17 protein-coding genes and 1 pseudogene are annotated in these 20151 nt (G+C 42.7%); 14 read left to right on the forward strand and 4 right to left on the reverse strand.

What is annotated here, in order from left to right:
* The 6 genes and pseudogenes from FC07_RS04275 to FC07_RS04300 form a co-directional block, all read left to right on the forward strand.
* Positions 1-482, forward strand: a pseudogene (locus FC07_RS04275) (bifunctional NADH-specific enoyl-ACP reductase/trans-2-enoyl-CoA reductase); the annotation flags it as partial.
* A gap of 24 nt (positions 483-506) precedes the next feature.
* Positions 507-2099: an acyl CoA:acetate/3-ketoacid CoA transferase gene (locus tag FC07_RS04280; RefSeq protein WP_057903892.1), complete on the forward strand. Its 1593-nt coding sequence runs from the start codon at positions 507-509 to the stop codon at positions 2097-2099.
* Between the two features lie 15 nt (positions 2100-2114).
* Positions 2115-3341 carry an MFS transporter gene (locus FC07_RS04285; protein ID WP_057903893.1) on the forward strand — a complete coding sequence of 409 codons (1227 nt, stop codon included), beginning with the start codon at positions 2115-2117 and terminating at the stop codon, positions 3339-3341.
* Between the two features lie 30 nt (positions 3342-3371).
* Positions 3372-4307: a LysR family transcriptional regulator gene (locus tag FC07_RS04290; protein ID WP_083483196.1), complete on the forward strand. Its 936-nt coding sequence runs from the start codon at positions 3372-3374 to the stop codon at positions 4305-4307.
* On the forward strand, positions 4288-4989 hold the full coding sequence (locus FC07_RS04295; RefSeq protein WP_083483197.1) for a nucleoside/nucleotide kinase family protein: 702 nt from the start codon (positions 4288-4290) through the stop codon (positions 4987-4989). The genes FC07_RS04290 and FC07_RS04295 overlap by 20 nt, the downstream gene beginning before the upstream one ends.
* Positions 4990-5009: 20 nt before the next feature.
* Positions 5010-5792, forward strand: a complete 783-nt coding sequence (locus tag FC07_RS04300; protein ID WP_057903896.1) for an alpha/beta fold hydrolase — start codon at positions 5010-5012, stop codon at positions 5790-5792.
* 45 nt (positions 5793-5837) lie between these two features.
* Here the strand turns inward: FC07_RS04300 and FC07_RS04305 are convergent, their stop codons facing one another.
* Complete coding sequence (locus FC07_RS04305) at positions 5838-6908, reverse strand: LCP family glycopolymer transferase (protein WP_155797845.1); 1071 nt, start codon at positions 6906-6908, stop codon at positions 5838-5840.
* A gap of 208 nt (positions 6909-7116) precedes the next feature.
* Here FC07_RS04305 and FC07_RS04310 point away from each other — a divergent pair, with 208 nt between their 5' ends.
* On the forward strand, positions 7117-8055 hold the full coding sequence (locus tag FC07_RS04310) for an AEC family transporter (RefSeq protein WP_057903897.1): 939 nt from the start codon (positions 7117-7119) through the stop codon (positions 8053-8055).
* 66 nt (positions 8056-8121) lie between these two features.
* On the opposite strand, the gene FC07_RS04315 is transcribed toward FC07_RS04310, so the two are convergent.
* Positions 8122-9051 carry a LysR family transcriptional regulator gene (locus FC07_RS04315; RefSeq protein WP_057903898.1) on the reverse strand — a complete coding sequence of 310 codons (930 nt, stop codon included), beginning with the start codon at positions 9049-9051 and terminating at the stop codon, positions 8122-8124.
* A gap of 154 nt (positions 9052-9205) precedes the next feature.
* Between FC07_RS04315 and FC07_RS04320 the strand changes: the two genes are divergently transcribed.
* The 3 genes from FC07_RS04320 (at position 9206) to FC07_RS04330 (ending at position 13500) form a co-directional block, all read left to right on the forward strand.
* Positions 9206-10087 (forward strand): shikimate dehydrogenase, encoded by an 882-nt coding sequence (locus FC07_RS04320; RefSeq protein ID WP_057903899.1) that lies wholly within the window; start codon positions 9206-9208, stop codon positions 10085-10087.
* 125 nt (positions 10088-10212) lie between these two features.
* Entirely contained in the window at positions 10213-10977 is a 765-nt protein-coding gene (gene aroD / locus FC07_RS04325) for a type I 3-dehydroquinate dehydratase (RefSeq protein WP_057903900.1), read from the forward strand.
* Between the two features lie 225 nt (positions 10978-11202).
* Positions 11203-13500: an FAD-dependent oxidoreductase gene (locus FC07_RS04330; protein WP_057903901.1), complete on the forward strand. Its 2298-nt coding sequence runs from the start codon at positions 11203-11205 to the stop codon at positions 13498-13500.
* 189 nt (positions 13501-13689) lie between these two features.
* Here FC07_RS04330 and FC07_RS04335 read toward each other — a convergent pair whose 3' ends face one another.
* Together FC07_RS04335 and FC07_RS04340 are read right to left on the reverse strand one after the other, a co-directional pair.
* Entirely contained in the window at positions 13690-14379 is a 690-nt protein-coding gene (locus tag FC07_RS04335; RefSeq protein WP_057903902.1) for an N-acetylmannosamine-6-phosphate 2-epimerase, read from the reverse strand.
* Between the two features lie 32 nt (positions 14380-14411).
* Positions 14412-15287 (reverse strand): N-acetylneuraminate lyase, encoded by an 876-nt coding sequence (locus tag FC07_RS04340; protein WP_057903903.1) that lies wholly within the window; start codon positions 15285-15287, stop codon positions 14412-14414.
* Positions 15288-15585: 298 nt separating this feature from the next.
* Here FC07_RS04340 and FC07_RS04345 point away from each other — a divergent pair, with 298 nt between their 5' ends.
* From FC07_RS04345 to FC07_RS04360, 4 genes are all read left to right on the forward strand, one after another.
* Entirely contained in the window at positions 15586-16458 is an 873-nt protein-coding gene (locus tag FC07_RS04345) for an ROK family protein (RefSeq protein WP_057903904.1), read from the forward strand.
* Between the two features lie 143 nt (positions 16459-16601).
* Positions 16602-17336 (forward strand): sugar phosphate isomerase/epimerase family protein, encoded by a 735-nt coding sequence (locus FC07_RS04350; RefSeq protein WP_057903915.1) that lies wholly within the window; start codon positions 16602-16604, stop codon positions 17334-17336.
* A gap of 6 nt (positions 17337-17342) precedes the next feature.
* Positions 17343-18527, forward strand: a complete 1185-nt coding sequence (locus FC07_RS04355; protein WP_057903905.1) for a cation:proton antiporter — start codon at positions 17343-17345, stop codon at positions 18525-18527.
* Positions 18527-20035 (forward strand): sodium:solute symporter family protein, encoded by a 1509-nt coding sequence (locus tag FC07_RS04360; RefSeq protein WP_057903906.1) that lies wholly within the window; start codon positions 18527-18529, stop codon positions 20033-20035. The genes FC07_RS04355 and FC07_RS04360 overlap by 1 nt, the downstream gene beginning before the upstream one ends.
* The last annotated feature ends 116 nt before the right edge of the window (positions 20036-20151 follow it).

Genomic DNA, 20151 nt, shown 5'->3' on the forward strand with positions numbered 1-20151 from the left:
AAAATACTGATTTAATAGGATTTATCGTGTGGCTAATTTGTTCTTGCAATTTGGGAAATAAAATTAATGCGATTCAAGGCCAATCAGTGATCTGTGTGTCAAAAGCAGTCACAACCAAGGCATCATTGGTCATTCCTAAGTTATCGATTTATTGCTTAGCCTTGTATAAGGTTATGTTAGACAAAGGCACCCATGAAACACCAATTATGCACAAAGATCGTGTTTATCGCGATATGTTATATGGGAACACACCAAGTATTGATGCAGAAGGGCGTTTACGGCCAGATAGTTGGGAACGTGATTTTGATACCCAAGAAAAGACGAAAGCTTTAATGGCCCAAATTACACCAGAAAACTTTAAAAGCGGTCGTTTTGGCTATCAAACCTTGCGACATGAATTTATGAATTTAAATGGGTTTGATGTTGATGGCGCAGGCAATCAAACCATTGATTTTGACGAAATCATTCAGTTAAAACCTTAAAACCAGTGGAAGAAGGATAGCATAATGACAGAATTTATTAGTAGTGATCAGGCAGCCCAATTAATTCCAGATAATGCGATCATCGCGTTAGAGGGCTTTATGGGCACCGATGTTGCTGAAGAAATTTACATTAAGATCTATGAACGTTTTGCAAAAGAAGGGCATCCCAAAGCATTAACGCTTGAACATGCCTCTGGTATCGGCAATGGTGTTGATAAAGGGGTGAGCCATTTTGCACATGCCAGTTTGCTAAAATGTATTATTGGAGGTCATCATGGATTAGCACCGCAATTAGAACCACTGATCAATAGTGATGCGATTCAGGCTTATAATTTCCCACAAGGTGTGATTTCACAGGCTTTTCGATCAATGGCCGGTGACAAACCTTTTTTAATTAGTAAAGTTGGTTTGGGGACTTTTATTGATCCAGATCTGCAAGGGGGGAAGTTAAACCAAGTAACCACAGAAGACCTGGTAGGTAAGCTTAACGTTGATGGTAAAGACTATTTAACTTATAAATTACCACGACCAAATTGGGCCATTTTACGAGGTACATTTTCAGATGAAAATGGTAACATTACTTTTGACGATGAACCACTTGTATTGGAATCAACAGCAATTGCTATGGCCGCTCATAATAATGGTGGTAAGGTAATTGTACAAGTAAAACGTAAAGTGAAAAATGGTTCATTAAAGCCTAAGGACATTCGTATTCCAGGCCTACTAGTTGATTATGTCGTTGAAACAACGGAAGATCAATATATGATGCAAACGAATGCGACAGTTTATAATCCGGACTATGTGAATGCCAATGTGATCAAAGCCGCTGATGCCGTTGACGTTCCCATGAACCAACGTAAAATTATTGGTCGGCGAGCGGCCCTGTTGCTAACTGAAACCGATCATATTGTAAACTATGGTATTGGGATGCCAGAGACGGTATCGCTGGTATTGAAAGAAGAAGGGGTTGCTGATCAAATTACCACCACCGTTGAACCAGGTACCTTTGGTGGTGTCCCAATGGGTGGCGGAGACTTCGGATCAGCTTTAGCACCGGAATCAACAATTGATGAACCCTATATGTTTGATTTTTATGACGGTGGTGGCATTGATATTGCATTTTTAGGACTTGCGCAATGTAATCAGCATGGTGACATTAACGTTTCAAAATTTGGCCCTAAAATTCCAGGAGTTGGGGGATTTGTGAATATTTCTCAAAATACGCAGCGCGTGGTTTACACAGGGACATTCACCGCTGGTGGTCTTAAAATTAAAACTGGTGATGGTAAATTGCAAATCGTGCAAGAGGGACGGAATGATAAATTCGTTGATCAACTTGAACAGATCACTTTTAGTGGGAAAGTTGCTTATGAAAGTGGTCAACAAATTTATTATGTGACTGAACGAGCTGTCTTTAAATTGGAAGCAACTGGGTTAACTTTAATTGAGATTGCGCCTGGTGTTGAATTGCAAAAAGATATTTTAGAACACATGCAGTTTAAACCAACAATTGTTGAAGACCTAAAGCTTATGGATCAGCGGATTTTTACCACTGCACCAATGGGCTTGGCGACTGATCGGTTGAATCATTCCGTTTCGTTGTCGGTTGCTCAGTGAGTTTGAGGTAACAAAATGAAAAATGAAACTGTGCAGTCACCATCAAAAGCTAAAAATCGTGGGTTATTGATGCTTGTTATTTTATGGTTAGCCTACGTGATGTTTGCCATGAACTGGGTAGCCGGTTCAACGTTAAGCCCGCAAATCATCCACACTTTTTTTGGTCAACCGATGTCACCAGTTGTCACGCAATTGGTGAATTATACAATTACCGCCGCGCGAGTCGTTGCGAACTTTTTAGCAGCCTTTGTGCTGATCAAATTAGGGCCCAAAAGGTCGGCTAATTTAGCAATGACCATGCTTGCTTTTGCACTGCTGGCGGTTTGGTTGCCAAACTATTGGGCTTACACGGTAGCAAGGATGATCATGGCATTAGGCGGTTCAATGATTATTGTTTATATGAATCCAGTCGTTGGTAATTATGTTGCCCAAGATAAAAAAATGATTGCCAATGCATTAAACACTGTTTCTTATAATGTTGGTGCCTTTGTTACATCCATGCTATTTGTTGGTTTCGCAAAAACGTTACAACATAATTGGCGCTTGACCCTGACTAGTATCGCAAGTGTGACGATTGTTTTACTGGTGATTTGGCTTTTTACTGCGGAAAATTTTGATGCCTCTACTGATTTAAGTGCAAGAGATGAGCACCAAATTGCATACACGTATTCAGATGCTTTTAAAGATCCCTTTGTTTGGAAATATGCCATTGGGTTTTCTGGGTTTTTATTTCTCTATATTTTAGCCGTTACCAGTTTTCCATCAGTGCTACCAGAATATGCAACCAAGATCAACGGTAGTCTGATCAATGTGTTAGTAACAGGATCAGCGATTATTGGGACAATTGTAGGCATGCGTATTGGTCTGACAAATGCGCGACGGATACCCGTTATGTTTGTTAGTGGTGTGATGATGATTGCGGCTTATGCGGCTGTATTATGGCTAGCTGCGTCAGCGCCGCTGTTGGCTTATATTGCGGCTGCAATCTCTGGCTTTTTTATGTTTATTCAATATCCGATATACATGAACTTACCGCATGAAATGCCTCACATGTCAGGTGAAAAATTAACCATGATCTTTGGTTTATTTTGGGCAATTGCTTATTTAATGAATACTGTTTTAACGATTACCTGGAGTGTGATCCTTGGCCAATGGGGTTGGGGTGTTGCCAGTGGTTTCTATATTATTGCGGCCTGTTTATATTTGGTATTTGTCGTTCAGTTACCAGAAACTAAAAAATAAAGCTGCATAAACCTTGATGAAGGGAGTACAATGATGGAACTCGATATCCGGCACATGAAGTATATTTCTGCGATTGTTGAAAACAACTTTAATTTGACGAAAGCGGCCGAAGTCTTATTAACGTCACAATCAAATTTATCCCGCCTGATCAATGAATTTGAAAAAGATGAACAGGTTCAATTATTCAGTCGGCGTAAAGGTCGAATTACGGGTTTGACAAAGGTCGGCCAAGATTATTTGGATGATGCGTCTGTTGCCATTCGCGCTTATGATCATACCATGAATCGTTTACGCAATAATGCTAAAGGTCACTTTGGTGTGGTTAGAGTTGGGATTGCACCGGTTATTTTATCTGTTTTATTTGATAAAGTAATCACCCAATTTATTTTAGAAAATCCGGATGTCAAAATTGAATTACACGAAGATGGTGCCTATGATTTGCAGCAACAATTGGTTAATCATGATATTGACCTAGCGTTTTTGATGTCGCCGGCAACCACCAGCCAAATTGAAGAAAAAATCGTTTATACTGACCGTGTTGGGGTATTTTTCAGAGATGATCATCGGTTTGCGCAGCAATCAGGTCCAATCAAAGTCCAAGCAATTGCCAAAGAAAAACTAGTTGTATTGGATGATACCTTTATGTTAAATCATCAGATTATGAATCTTTTCTCTCGGCGACATTTAAAACCTGATATTTTGTTTCAGTCACGCTCGTGGGATCTATCTATTAACATGTGTCGTCAAATGGATGTTGTGACGATTTTACCAAGACCGATTACGTTCAATTATCAACCGCGGGATATTCAGTATCGAGATATCAGTCCAGATTTTAAATGGCAAGTCTCAATTTGCCGGCTAAAACAACGAATTAGTGAAAAACTTGTTGATTATGTTGAGGATTATATGATTCATTATTTTCGTGAGAATAAAATCAAGCGTTTAAATGATGATAATGAAATGTGATCAACTGATACCAGCCAAGCTGACGATACAAGCAATGATGGCCCAGATCAAGCAACGCTTAGGCTATCGAACGACAAAGCGGCCCATTATTGTGAGTATTACGGGGAATGTTGCTTCAGGAAAATCAACTTTTGCACACCAGCTCAAGCTAATGTTAAAACACAACTTAAGTAATCATCAAGTAGAGTCAGTTTCGACTGACTCTTTTCTATATTCAAATCAACAACTTAGGAAATTACAGTTGCTTCATAAAAAAGGCTTTCCGGAGAGCTATGATTATCAACGGATTTTGGCGTTTAATCATGCACTGGCCCGGCACGAAACAGTCAATCTTTATGAATATGATCACACCGTTAATGATTTAACATCACATATTCAGTGCTTTTCTACGCCAGATGTGCTGATTGTGGAAGGGTTGATTGCCTTACGACAGGATTTGTTTAATGAAATTGACTATGGTATTTTTTTGAATGTTGATTTAATTGATAATTTTGATTGGTATTTTAGCCGTACCTTAAATGTAAGGGCATTAAAAGCGACGGATGTTCAAAAGATAATTGGTAAAATTTATGATAACTGGCTTAATATAAATCTGGTTAATTATCTTAATAATGTGATACCATTGAGAAAACATGCACAGATTCAAATTTATTTAGATCATAATCATCACATTAAAACGTAAACGGAAATGGAAGTGGCAAAATGGAATTTTTAACCAGTGATGGCATTCGACTGAACTACGATGATTTGGGCCAAGGCGAACCAATTTTGATCATGACTGGCTATGCTGGCTACAAAGAAATTTGGCGGTCGCAGGTGGAAACGCTGGTAGCTAATGGTTATCGGGTGATCAATTTAGACCGGCGGAATCATGGTCGCTCTGAAACAACAACCAAAGGCTTACGGATGAGTCGGCAAGGCAAAGACGTGGCGGAATTAATGGCGGCTTTAAACATTGATGCATTTAACATCATGGGGAATTCGATGGGGGCCGCAACAATTTGGGCGTATTGTTCCTTGTATGGTGATCAAAAACTGTTGAAGATTATCAGTGTGGATCAATCGCCTAAAATGATCTCAGATGAAACTTGGCCTTATGGGTTATTGGATCTTGATTGGCAAAACTTCCAAACCCACTGTGAGAATATGCATAAAGTCCATACCACGGTTAAGCATATTGATAACGATACTTATCAATTGGTGAAGTCGGTGACCGGTGATCGCAAGTTTGACTATGACTTGAACCGGCCTTTGTTAGTTGATCACGCCTTTCAGGATTGGCGGGATGTCATTGGGTTGATCCAAAAACCGATTTTATTTGTCGCCGGACAAGAAAGCCCATTTTGGGATTGGCATCATGCGGTTGAATCCGCTAAAATTGCGCCACAAGGGCAGTCATTGGTGGTCCCAGAGGCAGGGCATATTGTCATGTCCGAACAGCAGACTGCGTTTAATGACGGCATGTTGACATTTTTAAAAGCTTAACTCAAAAAATCAGCTTAGACAATTATGTCTAGGCTGATTTTTTAATTAGTTCGTATAAGGATTGGCGCTGTTGGTTCCGCCAGAATCAGTTTCACCGTTAGCGTTTTGTTGGGTCATCAAATTGTTCAAGGTTTCATGTTTCAAGCCTAATTGGGTCCGAATCTTATTGGAGACCCGTTGTAATTCTTTTGTGGTGGCGACTTGGTAAGAACTCCCGTCAATCGTGGCGTTTTGACCTTGTAAATGATCATCGCTAATGTTAGCAGCGGCACTGCGATAATTTTTCTGGATGGTTTGCATATTGTTGTAAGTTAAGTCGGTTTGCACATTGTCGCTCATGGTTTGTAAAATATCGCCAAAGTTCCACAATGTTTTAACCGAAACCGCACTTTTAATAATCGAGGTGATCACTTGGCGTTGCCGCTTTTGCCGACCGTAGTCGCCTTCAGGGTCGTCATAACGCATCCGAGAGTAACCTAATGCCTTTTTACCGTTTAAATGCATGGCACCCTTTTTATAAGTGACGCCTTCATAGGTAAAGGTAAATGGCACGTTGACATCGACACCATCGACGGCGTTGACGATTTTTTCAATGCCTTTCATGTTAACGGTAATGTAGTAGTCAATTGGCACGTTTAACAATTCTTGGGTGGTATTGATCGCCATTGAAGAACCGCCGTAAGAGTAGGCTGAATTGATCTTTTCAACAAAGGTACTGCCTTTACCCACAATGTGCGCTTTGGTATCTCGTGGAATACTGGTCATCGTTGTTTTTTTGGTGTCGGGGTTAATGGTCACAATGATCATCGTATCAGAACGGCCACGATAAGTCCGGCCTAACTCCCCAGTATCAGCCCCTAACAACAGAATTGAGATGGGCTTGTGTTCTGACAAAGCGGTTTGCGAATTACGCAAGTGCTTTGTGTTGGAACCAGAAGATTTGTAAACCTTGTTGGCAGTACTTTTTACGTCATGTAAAACTTTATAGGCGTAAACGCCGCCGCCAACGATCAAAACCGCTAAAATAATCAATAGAACTTTTAATAAAGTGTGCCGCTTTTTAGGGCGCGAATGATGTTGATGGCGCCGTTGGATCGGTGGCTGATTTTCTTCCATAATAAACTCCTTTTAATCAAGTTTCTTTAAGAAATTATACTACGAATAGCACCTTAAAACGATGAAAACCACTAAGCTTTCGCAAATTTTAGAGAAATGAGTTGCTTTTTCTACAAATAACCTGTTGATAAAAGACAAACCGCCATTCTTATTTTTTCAGAAAAGTGATAAACTGAACATTAAAAGAAAATGATTAAGGTGTGGTAACATGGGTGTTTTTCTACAAAGCGTAAGCGGGGTCTTTGTGATCCTCGGGATGATCCTAGTCGGCTATTTCCTGGCTAGGGCCGGGTGGTTTGATGAAAAAAGTAGTAAATTAATTGCACGGTTAGTGACACAAGTGGCCTTGCCGTGTTATATGTTGGATACGATCACCCGGGATTTTACCACCGCGGAATTAAAGCGGCTGTTGCCGGATCTGAAGTTTCCTGTGGTGTCAATGTTGATTTTATTCGGGATCTCCGTTGCCGTTGCCCGGTTGATTCGTATTCGGCATTCACGGCGTGGTATTTTTGAATCGATGTTTTTCAATTCGAATACGGTTTTCATTGGCTTACCGATCAACATGGCCTTGTTTGGTGATAAAAGTTTACCCTATGTCCTGGTTTATTACATGGCCAATACAACGTTTTTCTGGACGTTAGGGGTGTACTTGATCAAGCGTGACGGCAATAGTGACGAGGCCTTTAGTTGGACGGAAACGCTGAAGAAAGTTTTCTCGCCACCATTATTAGGCTTTATTTTAGCCGTGATCTTAGTGTTGCTCCATGTGAAGCTGCCAGGGTTCTTAATGTCTGATTTTAGTTATATCGGTGGTTTAACGATTCCACTGTCGATGATTTTTATTGGGATCGCCATTCAAGGTGCTGGTTTACGACAAATGCGCTTGTCACGGTATAGCGTGGGAATTTTAGTAGGGCGCTTTATTTTAGCGCCAATTCTAATGAGTGCTTTGGTGCTCCCTTCGCCAATGCCAGTATTAATGAAGCAAGTCTTTATTTTACAGTCGGCGATGCCCGTGATGACCAATGCGCCTGTGGTGGCCAAACTTTATGGCGCGGACGCTGATTATGCGGCGCTGATGGTCACTGAGACCACGCTGTTAAGTTTGATCGTGATTCCGATTTTAATGACAATTTTGAAGTAACTAAAAGAACGTGATGCTGGGTGTGCCCAGGGTCACGTTCTTTTTTTGATGATGAAACCAGTTAAGTTATAACAAGCGCTGTTGGTCCGTATAGGTTTGCTGACAGTATTGACGTACGAACTGTTCAAAGCGCTGAACGGATGGCGTCAGAAAATGGTTTTTACGGGTAATCAAGTAAAGTTGGTGTGGCAGGTGATTATCCGCAATGTGGCATAGTGCGACTTGTGATTGGTCCAATTGCGGCAAATTAGGAACTAGGGCAATGCCCATGCCATATTGCACCAAGCCAATAATCGTATGATCTTCAACCAGTTCGTATTTGACTTGTGGTTGAATGTTAGCCTGTTGAAAAATCCGATCAATCAAAGGCCGTAGCCCACTTTTTTGTGAGAACATAATGAAGTCATACGGTGTCAGGTCTTTTAAATAGATCCGGTCTTGTTGCAGTAACGGATGATCCAGCGGCAAGGCCAGCTTGATCTCTTGCTGTACGATCGGTGTAAACTCAAATAAGTTGGCGGTTTCTTGATCATTGACTTTGGCGGCGTGTGATGCGAGCACCACATCGTATTTATCGGCCAACAGGTCCTGTAGCAAATGACCAGTGGCGTTTTGATCCAAATCAAAGCTAATTTTGGCATTAGCCGGTTGTTCACTAAAATGCTTTAATAACTCAGGGACTAAGCGTTGCCCCATGGTATAGGTAAACCCGAGGCTCACATGGCCTTCATCGGGATTATTCAATTGGTGGATAATCGCATTGCCTTGTTCAAGGCTTTCCAAACCGGCATTAATATAAACCAAATATTGTCGGCCTAAGGCGGTCAGCTTAATATTGCGGCCATCTGGCTCAAATAATGGCACGCCTAGTTCGGTTTCCAGTTTTTTAATGGCATAACTCAAGGAAGGCTGGGAAATACCTAGATTTTCAGCTGCTTTTGAGACGTGTTGGGTCCGGGCCAGTTCCTTAAAAAATTCAAGGTGGCGGAGATTCATTAAAATCGGCTTCCTTTCATTTAAATAGAGAATTTCTATTAATATATCAACTTCTTATTATTTATAATGATAAATGAAAATGCTAACATTGCAAGTGAATTAAGTAACAAATTAAAAATAAACACAATTATTTAAATATAGGAGGATCTTTTCCATGTTAAATCAATTAGATGGTCATACAATTTTAATCGGCTTAATGGCGTACCCCATTCGTCATTCCATGTCACCAACCATGCATAATCACGCTTTTGCTAAATTAGGTTTGAATTTTGCTTATCTTGCGTTTGAAATCACAAATGAGGGGTTACCAAAGGCCATTGATGCGATTCGGACATTGGATATGCGCGGCTCAAATATTTCCATGCCGAACAAGCAAAAAGTGATTCCATTACTGGATAAATTGGATCCTGCCACTGAAATGATCGGCGCGGTGAACACAGTGGTTAACGACCACGGTGTTTTAACAGGGTATACCACAGATGGTGTTGGGATGATCAAGTCTTTAGATGATGAAGGTATCAATATTCGCGGTCAGAAGATGACTTTAGCCGGTGCCGGTGGTGCCGGAACAGCGATTGCCATTCAATGTGCTTTAGATGGTGTCAAAGAAATCTCAATTTTCAACCAAGATGATGAATTCTTCGCTCAAGCCAAACGGAACGTTGATGTGATTAATGAAAAAACAGATTGTAAAGCCACCTTACATCGTTTGGAAGATCGTGATGATTTCAAAGCTGAAATCGACGACGCTTATATTTATTGCGATGCCACAGGGGTTGGGATGAATCCTTTAGAAGGCCAAACATTGGTTAGTGATCCAAGCTGGTTCCGCAAGGACTTAGTGGTATTCGATACTGTTTACGCGCCACGGACCACCAAGTTAATGGAAGTCGCTCAAGAAGCTGGTGTTGAACATGTTTTCAACGGTTTAGGCATGATGCTAGAACAAGGGGCCGCAGCCTTTAAGTTGTGGACGGGCAAAGAGATGCCAGTTGACTACATTCGCGATATTTTATTTAACGAAGACGCAAAATAGACATTAGGTATTAAGGAGGGCCATGTGTCCTGCGGCGAGGGTTGACGCCACAAGACTGGTCATCCTCCGAAATACGATTTTGCGATAGCAAAATCTAACCTTAGAGATTTTAGGAGGTCTATGCAATGACACAACAAACGGTTACACTACGGCAAACGGTGCTTGGCAGTGGACGTCCCAAAATTGCCGTGCCCATTACAGGGGCAACAGAAGCGGCGATTTTAGCGCAAGCGACTGCAGTTAAGGCGGCTAAGCCTGATTTAGTAGAATGGCGCATTGATTATTTTGAAGGTGTCACAGATGCACAACAGCTAACGGCTACCGGTACGCAGCTACGGGCTGCCTTAGGGGACTTAGCGTTACTGACAACTTTCCGCACACACGGTGAAGGCGGTGAGTTAGCTTTATCGGATGACGCTTACTTCAAGATCTGTGACGCTGTGATTGCTGGGGGCTATACGGATGCCATTGACGTGGAACGTTACCATAACGAAACGGCAGTCAAAGCAGTGGTTGAAAAAGCACATGCCCAGCAGGTAAAGGTGATTATGAGCAATCATGATTTTGACAAAACACCAGTTGCAGCTGAAATTGTCCAACGCTTAACCAGCATGGCCGCTTTTGGTGCGGATGTGCCTAAAATGGCGGTGATGCCACAATCAGTTGAGGACGTTTTAACCTTACTTACCGCAACTCATCAGGCCGCGAGTACCTTAGCACAGCCGATCATCACTATGTCCATGGCGGATCTTGGTAAAGTTTCTCGGATCGCAGGTGAGGTTTTTGGCTCAGCTGTTAGTTTTGGCACAGTAGGCGCCGCTTCAGCACCAGGGCAAATCTCGTTAACACACTTGCAACACGATTTAGACGATTTGAAATTGACAGATTGATCGCGATTCACTAGGGAGACAATACTTCTTAGTGTTTCGGTTTCAATTAATAATAGATAAAAAATATAAATAATTAAAAATATATAGATAACAGCTATTAATAATTTCAGCAAAGGAGCCATGCTTCTGTCGTGACGGTTTTCGTCCGACAGAATGGTCATCCTTTGAAAATAAGATTTTACGTTAGGAAAATAGACATTGAAGTATTTAGGAGGTCGGATCAAAATGAGCAACGAATCAAAACATATTCAAGGCGAAGCAACGGGACATAACGGGACGATTCAGTATGAAGTCGATGTTACGAACAATAAAATTGAAGACTTAAAGATTCTTAAACATTCTGAAACATCTGGTATTTTTAACCAGGTGATCGATAAGTTGAAAAAGGATGTGATTGAACAACAGTCCTTTGATGTTGACGCCATTAGTGGGGCAACGGTGATGACAAATGCCATTTTAGATTCTGCCAAACAAGCGGTTGCTGCAGAAGATGTGACCTTAACGCCAATTCCCAAGAAGCAAAATGTCCATCAAACCACGCGTTTACGCGCAGATGTTGTAATCATTGGCGGCGGGGAAGCCGGCTTGATTGCTGGTTGCCGGGCGTTAACCATGGGGCAAAAGGTGATTTTAGTTGAAAAGAATGGCTATTTAGGCGGTGCCACGATTTTAAATGGTTCCAACGTCGTGGCCACTGGTTCAAAAGTAGCAGCCGCTGCTTTTGGGGACAATGGCGACTCACCTGAACGTTTAGCTGCAGATGTTGCTCGGGAATGCCGGCAGACGAATTTAACGGATATGACGACTTTAATGGCGCACAATATTGGTCCGGCCATTGACTTTATCAGTGACTTTGCAGGCTTAGACTATATGAAGGCCCAAACGCAAACACCAGAACATTCAGTTGAACGTCAAGTTGAATTGCCATCTGCCAGCAGTTATGAATTCATTACCAAAGTGTCAAAAGCATTTGAAGACCATGGTGGGAAAATCCTGTTAGGCGCTAAAGTTGCGCAATTAACGTTTAGCCTGGCAGGCGAAGTCAATGGTTTGGTAGCTGAAGCTCAAGATGAAACAATCAAGATCAAGGCCCATTCAATTGTCTTAGCCAGTGGTGGCTATGGTGCGAATACTGAAATGCGTGGCGCTGAAAGCAAAGGGATCGATTATTATGGCCCGATGACGTCTACCGGGGATGCTTATCGTTTTAACGCTGATTTGAAATTAAAGACGCATGACTTGGATTGGTACAAAGTTTACCCACATGGTGTTGAAACAGAACCTGGCATTGCCAAATTAACCACTTATGCGTCGAAGCAGGCCACAGATATGGGCGCAATTTATGTCAATCGCCAAGGAAAGCGTATTGTTAACGAATCAGATGTTTATACGAAGTTCCGGGATGCCATTTTAGCACAACCTGATAAAATCGCTTATTTGGTGATGGATGAACGGACTTGGCAGGCCTTTTACGACTTATTGGTTTTACATGACTTTACAGCCAAAGAAATTGAAGGCTTCTTTGCTAACCAAGACAAGCAGCCATTATTTGCCAAAGGCAGCTTAGCCGAAGTCGCGGCACAAGCGGGCGTTGATGTTGCTGGGTTACAACAAACCGTGGCCACTTATGAAGCAGCCGTTAAGACAGGTCAAGACACTGAATTTGGTCGTGACGCTAAGTTCTTGCATGACTTTGAAGGTGAAACTTATTATATGGTTGAACAGCGCGGGCGTTTCGCCACTACGTTAGGTGGGTTTAGTATCGATACGAAGACCATGCAGTTGATTGATCATCAAGATCAAGACGTACGCAACTACTTTGCCGCTGGTGAAGTGGCTGGTGGGGCTAACGGTCATGACGCCATGCCAAGTATGATGAATAGTTGGGGAATCTCCTCTGGTTATGTTGCCGGTGCGCATGCCAGTGAAAATGCTGACGCAGCCAAGCAAAATGGTGCCAATGATTTAAACCTAGTCGCCATTGTGGGGACCAATGCGTCAAAATCTTATAACCGTCAATTATTACATGCCATGCGGGATTTGTTTGAAGCGCAGGCCAATATTGATATTTGTGAGATCAAGGATTTACCACTGTTCAATGAAGATTTGGTTAACGATGTGCCAACCAGCGTGCAGACGTTAAGTGATAAAGTTGAAGATGCGGACGGCGTGATCTTTGCGGTACCAGAATATGATCATGCGATTCCAGCGGCCTTAAAGAGTGCCATTGAATGGTTATCTTGTGCCACCCATCCCTTTAAGGACAAGCCAGTGATGATTGTCGGCACTTCCTTAGGCATTCAAGGAACGGTTCGGGCGCAAATGAATTTACGGCAGATCTTAGATGCACCAGGTGTTGACGCCCGAGTCTTGGCAGGCAATGAATTTATGTTGCCACAAGGCGGTGCGAAGTTTGATGAGAACAACCACATTACAGATCCTGGGAGCGTTAACTTCTTAAAACAATGTTTTAGCAACTTTACGGACTTTGTCCAGCATGACGCCCGTGAATTAGTCAAATAATGAAAACTGGGTCGGTGTTGATGCGCCTGAGTGCAAGCAGGCATAGCATCGGCCTGAGATAGCAAAGCGATTTCCCCCTTAAAATCGCAAATCCCCACCGTTGGTCGTGTGCAACCAGCGGTGGGGATTTTTTTGTGACGACAAAAAAGGCCTGTTGCGCGTTAACGCAAGCAGACCTTTTCTAAAAACTTATTGAATCGCAGCGATGAAACGTTGGGCAATTTCCAAAGGTCGGGTAATGGCGCCACCGACGACGACGGCGGTACAACCCAGGTCCAAACAGCGTTTTAACTTTTCAGGTAAATCAATTTTACCTTCAGCAATGACTGGGGTCTTGGTTGTTTTGAGCACGTCTTTCAGATAAGCAAAGTCATCGTCTGCCACGTTCATACCGGTGGTTTCAGCGGTGTAACCGTGCATGGTCGTACCAATAATATCAAAGCCTAAGCGATCCGCTTCCTGAACGTTGGCTAAAGTGGCCGTATCTGCCATTAATAACGTATCAGGGTATTCGGAACGGAATTGTTGCACGTCAGCAGCTAAATCACCTTGGTGCGGCCGTGTACGACCGGTTACTTCAACTGCAACAACTGGAACGCCAGTTGCAGCCACAGCACGCATGTCTTTTAACGTTGGGGTGATAAAGGTTTCAGCATCAGGGAAAACATGTTTGTTGATGCCGATAACAGGTAAGCCTGTTTCATCTTGAATGGCCTGAATATCCACAACTGAATTGGCACGGATCCCAGCTGCGCCAGCCATTTTAGCCGCACGGGCCATACGGGCCATAATGAAAGAACTGTGTAATGGTTCTTCAGGTAAGGCCTGGCAAGAAATAATGAGTTTACCCTTAACTTGCGATAAGAAGGAATTTTGCATTAGAAAACGACTCTTTTCTCTAAACAGTAAAGTTAGTTGAAGTACTTGGCGTAAATTTTAGCTGCGCCGGCCTTCATTTCAGGGGTAGGGGCATTCATTGGTTTCTTGCAAATGCCGGCATCAACGCCTGCTTCATGGAATAACAACTTGATGGTTGGGTATAAGTCGTTGTCGATCACGTCCATAATGTAGTCGTTGGAAATATGTTGTAATTCAAGGGCCTTGGCGTTGTCACCTGCTTCAAAAGCAGCGATTTCGTCGTAAGTCCGTTTTGCATTTAAGTTGAAGGTAGAGCCAATTGCACCATCGACGCCTAAAACCAAAGCAGATAATAACATTTCATCTGAGCCGAAGTAGATCAATTTGTCAGGGAAGGCTTTGCGAACGCGTTCTAATAATAAGAAGTCAGCGTTGGTGAACTTGATCCCGATGATCTTTGGGTTTTCGAAAAGCTTGCCAAATTGTTCAGCAGATAATGAAACACCGGTTAAAGCAGGTAGGGAGTAGATCAATAATTGGGTATCCAAACCATCAAGGATCGAATCGTAATAATCTTTGATTTGATCAAACGTAAATGGATAATAGAAAGGTGTTACGGCTGAGATGGTTTTGTAACCAACGGTATTAACGGCATAATCCGCTAATTCTTTTGCCTCAGTTAAGTTAATGGCACCGACTTGGGCAATCAAATCACAGCCATCGCCGGCTTCTTCAAACGCAATTTTAAATAAATGTTTACGTTCAGCCACACTCATCATGAAGGCTTCGCCAGTACTTCCACCAATATATAAACCATCAATATGGTTGACATCAATATTGTAACGCACCATTGCCCGCGTGCCAGCATCGTTCATTGTGCCGTCTTCGTTAAACGCTGTCATTAATGCAGAATATAATTTTTTAGCCATTTCGAAATTCGCTCCCTAAATGAAATTTATTGTCGGTGTAATCTCCGCTAAAAGTTAACCGCAAATTTAATGTATCATGTGAAAACTAATTTATCAACTCTATAAATAGAAAACCATTTTCATAATTAGCCGTATCGCTTGGAGCTGTAAGCACTAAACTAATTTTCTTTTTTTATGATTGAGAAAATGTTTTTCAAGTGTTAAGCTGATGACGCTTACAATCAGGTACCAATGGGGTGGCTAAAACGGTCATCCAACGTTATAAAATGAAACCGCGTCAATGAAGGGATGGATTAAAATGGGGCAATACTTAGCATTTGATATTGGTGGCACGACAATTAAGTACGGGGTGGTCCATGGTGATCAAACCATTACCGATCGTGGGGTGCTGCCAACACAGCATAATGCAGATGGGGCCATTTTAAAGGCCTTAAAAAGTATCACCATGCAAGTGTTAACCACACAAGCTATTGATGGGATTGGGGTCAGTACCGCCGGTATCGTTGGTCGCGATGGTGCGATCCAGTATGCAGGACCAACGATTCCTGGCTACCAGGGAACACCGATCAAAGCGGCTTTAGCTGACTTAAGCCATCTGCCAGTGGCCGTGGTCAACGATGTGGATGCGGCGTTGTTAGGCGAACAGGCCGGTGGCGCAGCGCAAGGACGGGACGATGTTTATTGTGTGGCGTTAGGAACTGGAATCGGTGGGGCTTATTATCGCCATGGCCAGTTGATCAGTGGGGCACATGGCACTGGGAATTCAGTGGGTTATTTAAACTATGATGTGAGTAGCGCCACCAATTATGAACAACGGGCGGCGACTTTAAGCCTGGAAGCACAGCTAAAATCCCAAGGTGTCAGTGTGATCGAGGCTTTTGAACAGGCCAAGGCTGGGCATGAACCTTATACGGCAATCATCACTGCTTGGGCACAAACCGTGGCCACAGGCTTGGCGCCGATCGTTTTGTTACTGGATCCAGAAGTAGTGGTCATTGGCGGCGCCGTTTCCAAACAAGGCCAATACTTATTGGATTTGTTAAATCCAGCATTAGATCAACTGTTACCAGTTGGGTTGCGGCAAACTGAGTTGCGCGTGGCGGCACTGGGAAATGACGCACAATTAGTCGGGGCGGTGGCACCATTTTTAACGGCAATCACTAAAAAATAAAAATGAAACGTTTACATTTAACTTTTAGCATGCTATACTGCTCAACGTAATCAACCGCTAAAAGGATAACCGCTAGGACACACTCTTTTTTGAGTGGCGTCTATGGCGGTTTTTTATTTTGTTTAGAAAAGGGTGGCAATCACATGCAAGCATCTATTAACACTGCGGTTTTTTTAACCGCATTACAGGACGGGATGAGTCAGTTGGACTGCCTCAAAGCGTTGATCGGTAAAGCAATTGCAAATATTGAAGTCCGTGGCGAGTTTTTCAAAGCTGACACACAAGCGGCTGAATTAACGGCAATCGATGCCTTGTGTCAGGCTGAACACTGGGGCTTTTACTTTTCAATTCCCGAACAGCTTTTTGAAGCAGGTCAACTTAATTCACATTTATCAGACTATCTAGCCTTGGCCCAACGTCATCACATTCAAGGTTTGAAAATCAGTTTAGGGGATGCGCAAGATTTTGATGAGACGGCAGTCGCGCAGTTAAATGATGCGTTGCAAGCTTATTCAGGCACGTTAACGGTTGAAAATCAACCGAATACATTGAGTCAACTTCCTGCTTTTAGCACCACGTTACATCGTTTATTGCAGGCAGTGCCTCAGCTGGGTTATACCTTCGATTCAGGGAACTGGTATTGGCTTGATGAACGGCCGGAAACCGCTTTTGAACAAGTGCGTGATGTAATTACTGTTTTCCACCTAAAAGATATTGCGGATCAAGAGACTGTGATGTTAGGCGATGGCACCACCGATTGGCAAAGTTTAGTGGCCGCTTTACCAGAGCAGGTACCAGTGTTCTTAGAATATGGAATCGCGTTACAAGATCTTGGCACTGAATTAGCCAAGGTTGACGTGGCGTTGGCTCAACAGTAACGGCCTATGACCTATTTAGTACAACTGGTGATTATTTTAACGTTGACGAAAATAGGGGCCCATTTATCCAATACCTTTAATTTCCCCAGTGTCATTGGTGAACTGTTAGTCGGTATTTTGGCCGGTCCAGCAGTTTTACATTTATTGACGCCCACCACCTTTATCCATTACTTTGCAGAGATCGGGGTCATCGTGCTGATGTTTATTGCTGGGCTTGAAGGGGATTTTGGCATGTTAATGCGGTATTGGAAGCCAGCTTTAACTGTCGCAACCTTAGGCGTGATCTTTCCAACGCTTAGCGCCTTGCTATTGTGTGCAGTGGGATTTGGTTTTAGCTGGACCACCAGCCTCTTCATTGGGTTGATTTTAAGTGCTACCTCGGTTTCCATTACGGTGCAAGTGTTGAAGGAAATGGACCGCATGAACACCCCAGCCGGGGCGATTATTTTAGGGGCAGCAGTGGCCGATGACATTATGTGTGTGATTCTATTAGGCCTATGTGTGGCATTTTTCGGCACTGGTAACACGGCCAGTCAGCCATTTTTGTTAACGTTACTGCCTAAAATACTGTTCTTTGTGCTGATGGTGGTTTTAGCAAAGTGGGTCGTGCCAAAGTTTTTAGATGTGTTCTGTCGCTTAACGGCCAGTGAAAATGAAACCACCGCGGCCATGATTTTATGTTTTGGCTTTGCCGCCATTGCTGTTGCTTGTGGGATGAGCGACGTGTTAGGCGCGTATATTGCAGGTTTAGCCATTTCTGAAACGCCGCATAAAGCCGCTTTGGCCTTAAAAGTGGAACCAATTGGTTATGCCATTTTTATTCCTGTTTTCTTTGTCTCTATCGGCTTGAATATTAGTTTTGTAGGGATGGGTAAAGACTTATTCTTTATCGGATTATTGATTTTAATTGCCATTTTAGGCAAGCAGTTCGGTGGTGCTTTAGGTGCGCGTTTGTTTGGCTTAAGTCACTCTGAAAGTCATATTGTAGGGGCCGGAATGATCTCCCGTGGTGAAATGGCGTTGGTGGTTTCCAATGTGGCCTTAGGGGCCCATTTGATCGACCAAAACCATTACACTGCCATGATTGTTGTAACCGTTGTCACAACGCTGATCGCACCGGTTATTTTAAAAGCGTTGATCCAACACCAAACTGCAGCGCAACGTTCGACACAAATTAATGAGGTGAAATAATGAATAAACCCGAATTTGGGACCATTAACTGGGTTGTTTTAATTGTTTACTTATTGGCCATGTTGTTTGTTGGCATGTATTTTACACGCCGGGCCAGTAAGAGTACGGATGCTTTCTTTAAAGCGGAAGGCAAGATCCCAGCTTGGGCAGCTGGGTTCAGTATTTATGCTACAACTTTGTCCGCCATTACCTTTATGTCCACACCAGAAAAGTCTTTCTTGACGGACTGGGGCTATTCGATTGGTAACTTAGGCATTATTTTAATTATTCCAATTTTGATCAAGTATTACGTGCCATTTTTCCGGAAGTTAAAAGTTACCACAGCGTATGAATACCTAGAAGAGCGCTTTGGTCCAATTATGCGGATCTTAGGCAGTATCTTATTCATGTTGTATCATATTGGCCGGGTTGCCATTGTGATTTACTTGCCGATCATTGCAATCACCAGCGTTTCAACGATCAATCCAGTTGTGATTGCTTTGTTTGTTGGGGGCTTATGTATCGTTTATACCTTCTTAGGTGGAATCGAAGGGGTCATCTGGTCTGACGTGATCCAAGGTATCTTGCTGTTAGGTGGTGCCGTCTTAGTTTCAATTTTAGGGGCACACTACATTAACGGCGGCTGGGGCACTGTATTCAGTGACGCGGCACAAGGTCAAAAGTTCTTCTCAAGTGTCGACTTTAAAACCAGTGACTTAACGCGCTTCATTCCATTGATTTTTGCAGGTCAATTGTTTAATAGTTTGTACCAATACACGGCCAGTCAAGATGTTGTGCAACGTTACCAAACTACAAGTTCAATGGCTGAAACGAAGAAATCTTTGTGGACCAACGGTTTCTTAGCCTTTATTACCATTCCGATCTTCTTCGGCATGGGGACGGTTTTGTATTCCTTCTACGCACATAATGGCGGCATTCCAAAGGGAATGACTACCAGTGCCATTGTCCCTTACTTTATTGTCACACGGATGCCAGCTGGGGTTGCCGGATTGATTATCGCAGCGATTTTCGCCGCTGCCCAATCAACCATTGCGTCTAGTTTAAATGCCATTTCAAGTTGTTTCGTCGCTGATTTCAAACAACGTTTCTTTGATCATAAATGGCAAAAGATCTCAGATGTTAACTTAGCACGGGTTGTCATTGCGATTTCTGGTATTTTCTCATTAGGGATCTCAATTTACTTATTAATTGGGAACGCTTCCGAAACTTGGGATCTGTTCTTAGCCATCACAGGTTTGTTTGGTGTGCCAATTGCCGGTATTTTTGCCGCTGGGATTTTCACCAAATCAGCCAACACGCCAAGTGCTGTGATCGGTTTAGTCGTTTCAGCTGGTTTGACTTGGTTTGTTCAACAAACGAGCACCAGTCCATTCATTATTTCATGCTTATCCTTCTTAGTGTCCTTCTTCGTTGCTTGGTTAGGTGGTTTGCTCACACCAAAATATGCCAAAAATGTTGATGGTTTAACGGCGAAGACGGTTAATATTGAATACAAAAAAGAAGCTTAAAAAAGGTTATCTGCAGCGCTTTTGAAGCTTGAACTTTAAAAGAAGGCCCTGACTGAACATTTTTGTTTGGTCAGGGCCTTGCTGTGTTATGATATTGAAAAAGGTGGTGTTCAGGC

Source organism: Loigolactobacillus bifermentans DSM 20003 (assembly GCF_001434575.1).
Lineage (GTDB): Bacteria > Bacillota > Bacilli > Lactobacillales > Lactobacillaceae > Loigolactobacillus > Loigolactobacillus bifermentans.

Bases quoted from the DNA above. Each gene is read 5' to 3' on its own strand.
- FC07_RS04280 (WP_057903892.1), top strand. From the start codon at position 507: ATGACAGAATTTATTAGTAGTGATCAGGCAGCCCAATTAATTCCAGAT.
- FC07_RS04285 (WP_057903893.1), top strand. From the start codon at position 2,115: ATGAAAAATGAAACTGTGCAGTCACCATCAAAAGCTAAAAATCGTGGG.
- FC07_RS04290 (WP_083483196.1), top strand. From the start codon at position 3,372: ATGATGGAACTCGATATCCGGCACATGAAGTATATTTCTGCGATTGTT.
- FC07_RS04295 (WP_083483197.1), top strand. From the start codon at position 4,288: ATGATGATAATGAAATGTGATCAACTGATACCAGCCAAGCTGACGATA.
- FC07_RS04300 (WP_057903896.1), top strand. From the start codon at position 5,010: ATGGAATTTTTAACCAGTGATGGCATTCGACTGAACTACGATGATTTG.
- FC07_RS04305 (WP_155797845.1), bottom strand. From the start codon at position 6,908: ATGGAAGAAAATCAGCCACCGATCCAACGGCGCCATCAACATCATTCG.
- FC07_RS04310 (WP_057903897.1), top strand. From the start codon at position 7,117: ATGGGTGTTTTTCTACAAAGCGTAAGCGGGGTCTTTGTGATCCTCGGG.
- FC07_RS04315 (WP_057903898.1), bottom strand. From the start codon at position 9,051: ATGAATCTCCGCCACCTTGAATTTTTTAAGGAACTGGCCCGGACCCAA.
- FC07_RS04320 (WP_057903899.1), top strand. From the start codon at position 9,206: ATGTTAAATCAATTAGATGGTCATACAATTTTAATCGGCTTAATGGCG.
- aroD (WP_057903900.1), top strand. From the start codon at position 10,213: ATGACACAACAAACGGTTACACTACGGCAAACGGTGCTTGGCAGTGGA.
- FC07_RS04330 (WP_057903901.1), top strand. From the start codon at position 11,203: ATGAGCAACGAATCAAAACATATTCAAGGCGAAGCAACGGGACATAAC.
- FC07_RS04335 (WP_057903902.1), bottom strand. From the start codon at position 14,379: ATGCAAAATTCCTTCTTATCGCAAGTTAAGGGTAAACTCATTATTTCT.
- FC07_RS04340 (WP_057903903.1), bottom strand. From the start codon at position 15,287: ATGGCTAAAAAATTATATTCTGCATTAATGACAGCGTTTAACGAAGAC.
- FC07_RS04345 (WP_057903904.1), top strand. From the start codon at position 15,586: ATGGGGCAATACTTAGCATTTGATATTGGTGGCACGACAATTAAGTAC.
- FC07_RS04350 (WP_057903915.1), top strand. From the start codon at position 16,602: ATGCAAGCATCTATTAACACTGCGGTTTTTTTAACCGCATTACAGGAC.
- FC07_RS04355 (WP_057903905.1), top strand. From the start codon at position 17,343: ATGACCTATTTAGTACAACTGGTGATTATTTTAACGTTGACGAAAATA.
- FC07_RS04360 (WP_057903906.1), top strand. From the start codon at position 18,527: ATGAATAAACCCGAATTTGGGACCATTAACTGGGTTGTTTTAATTGTT.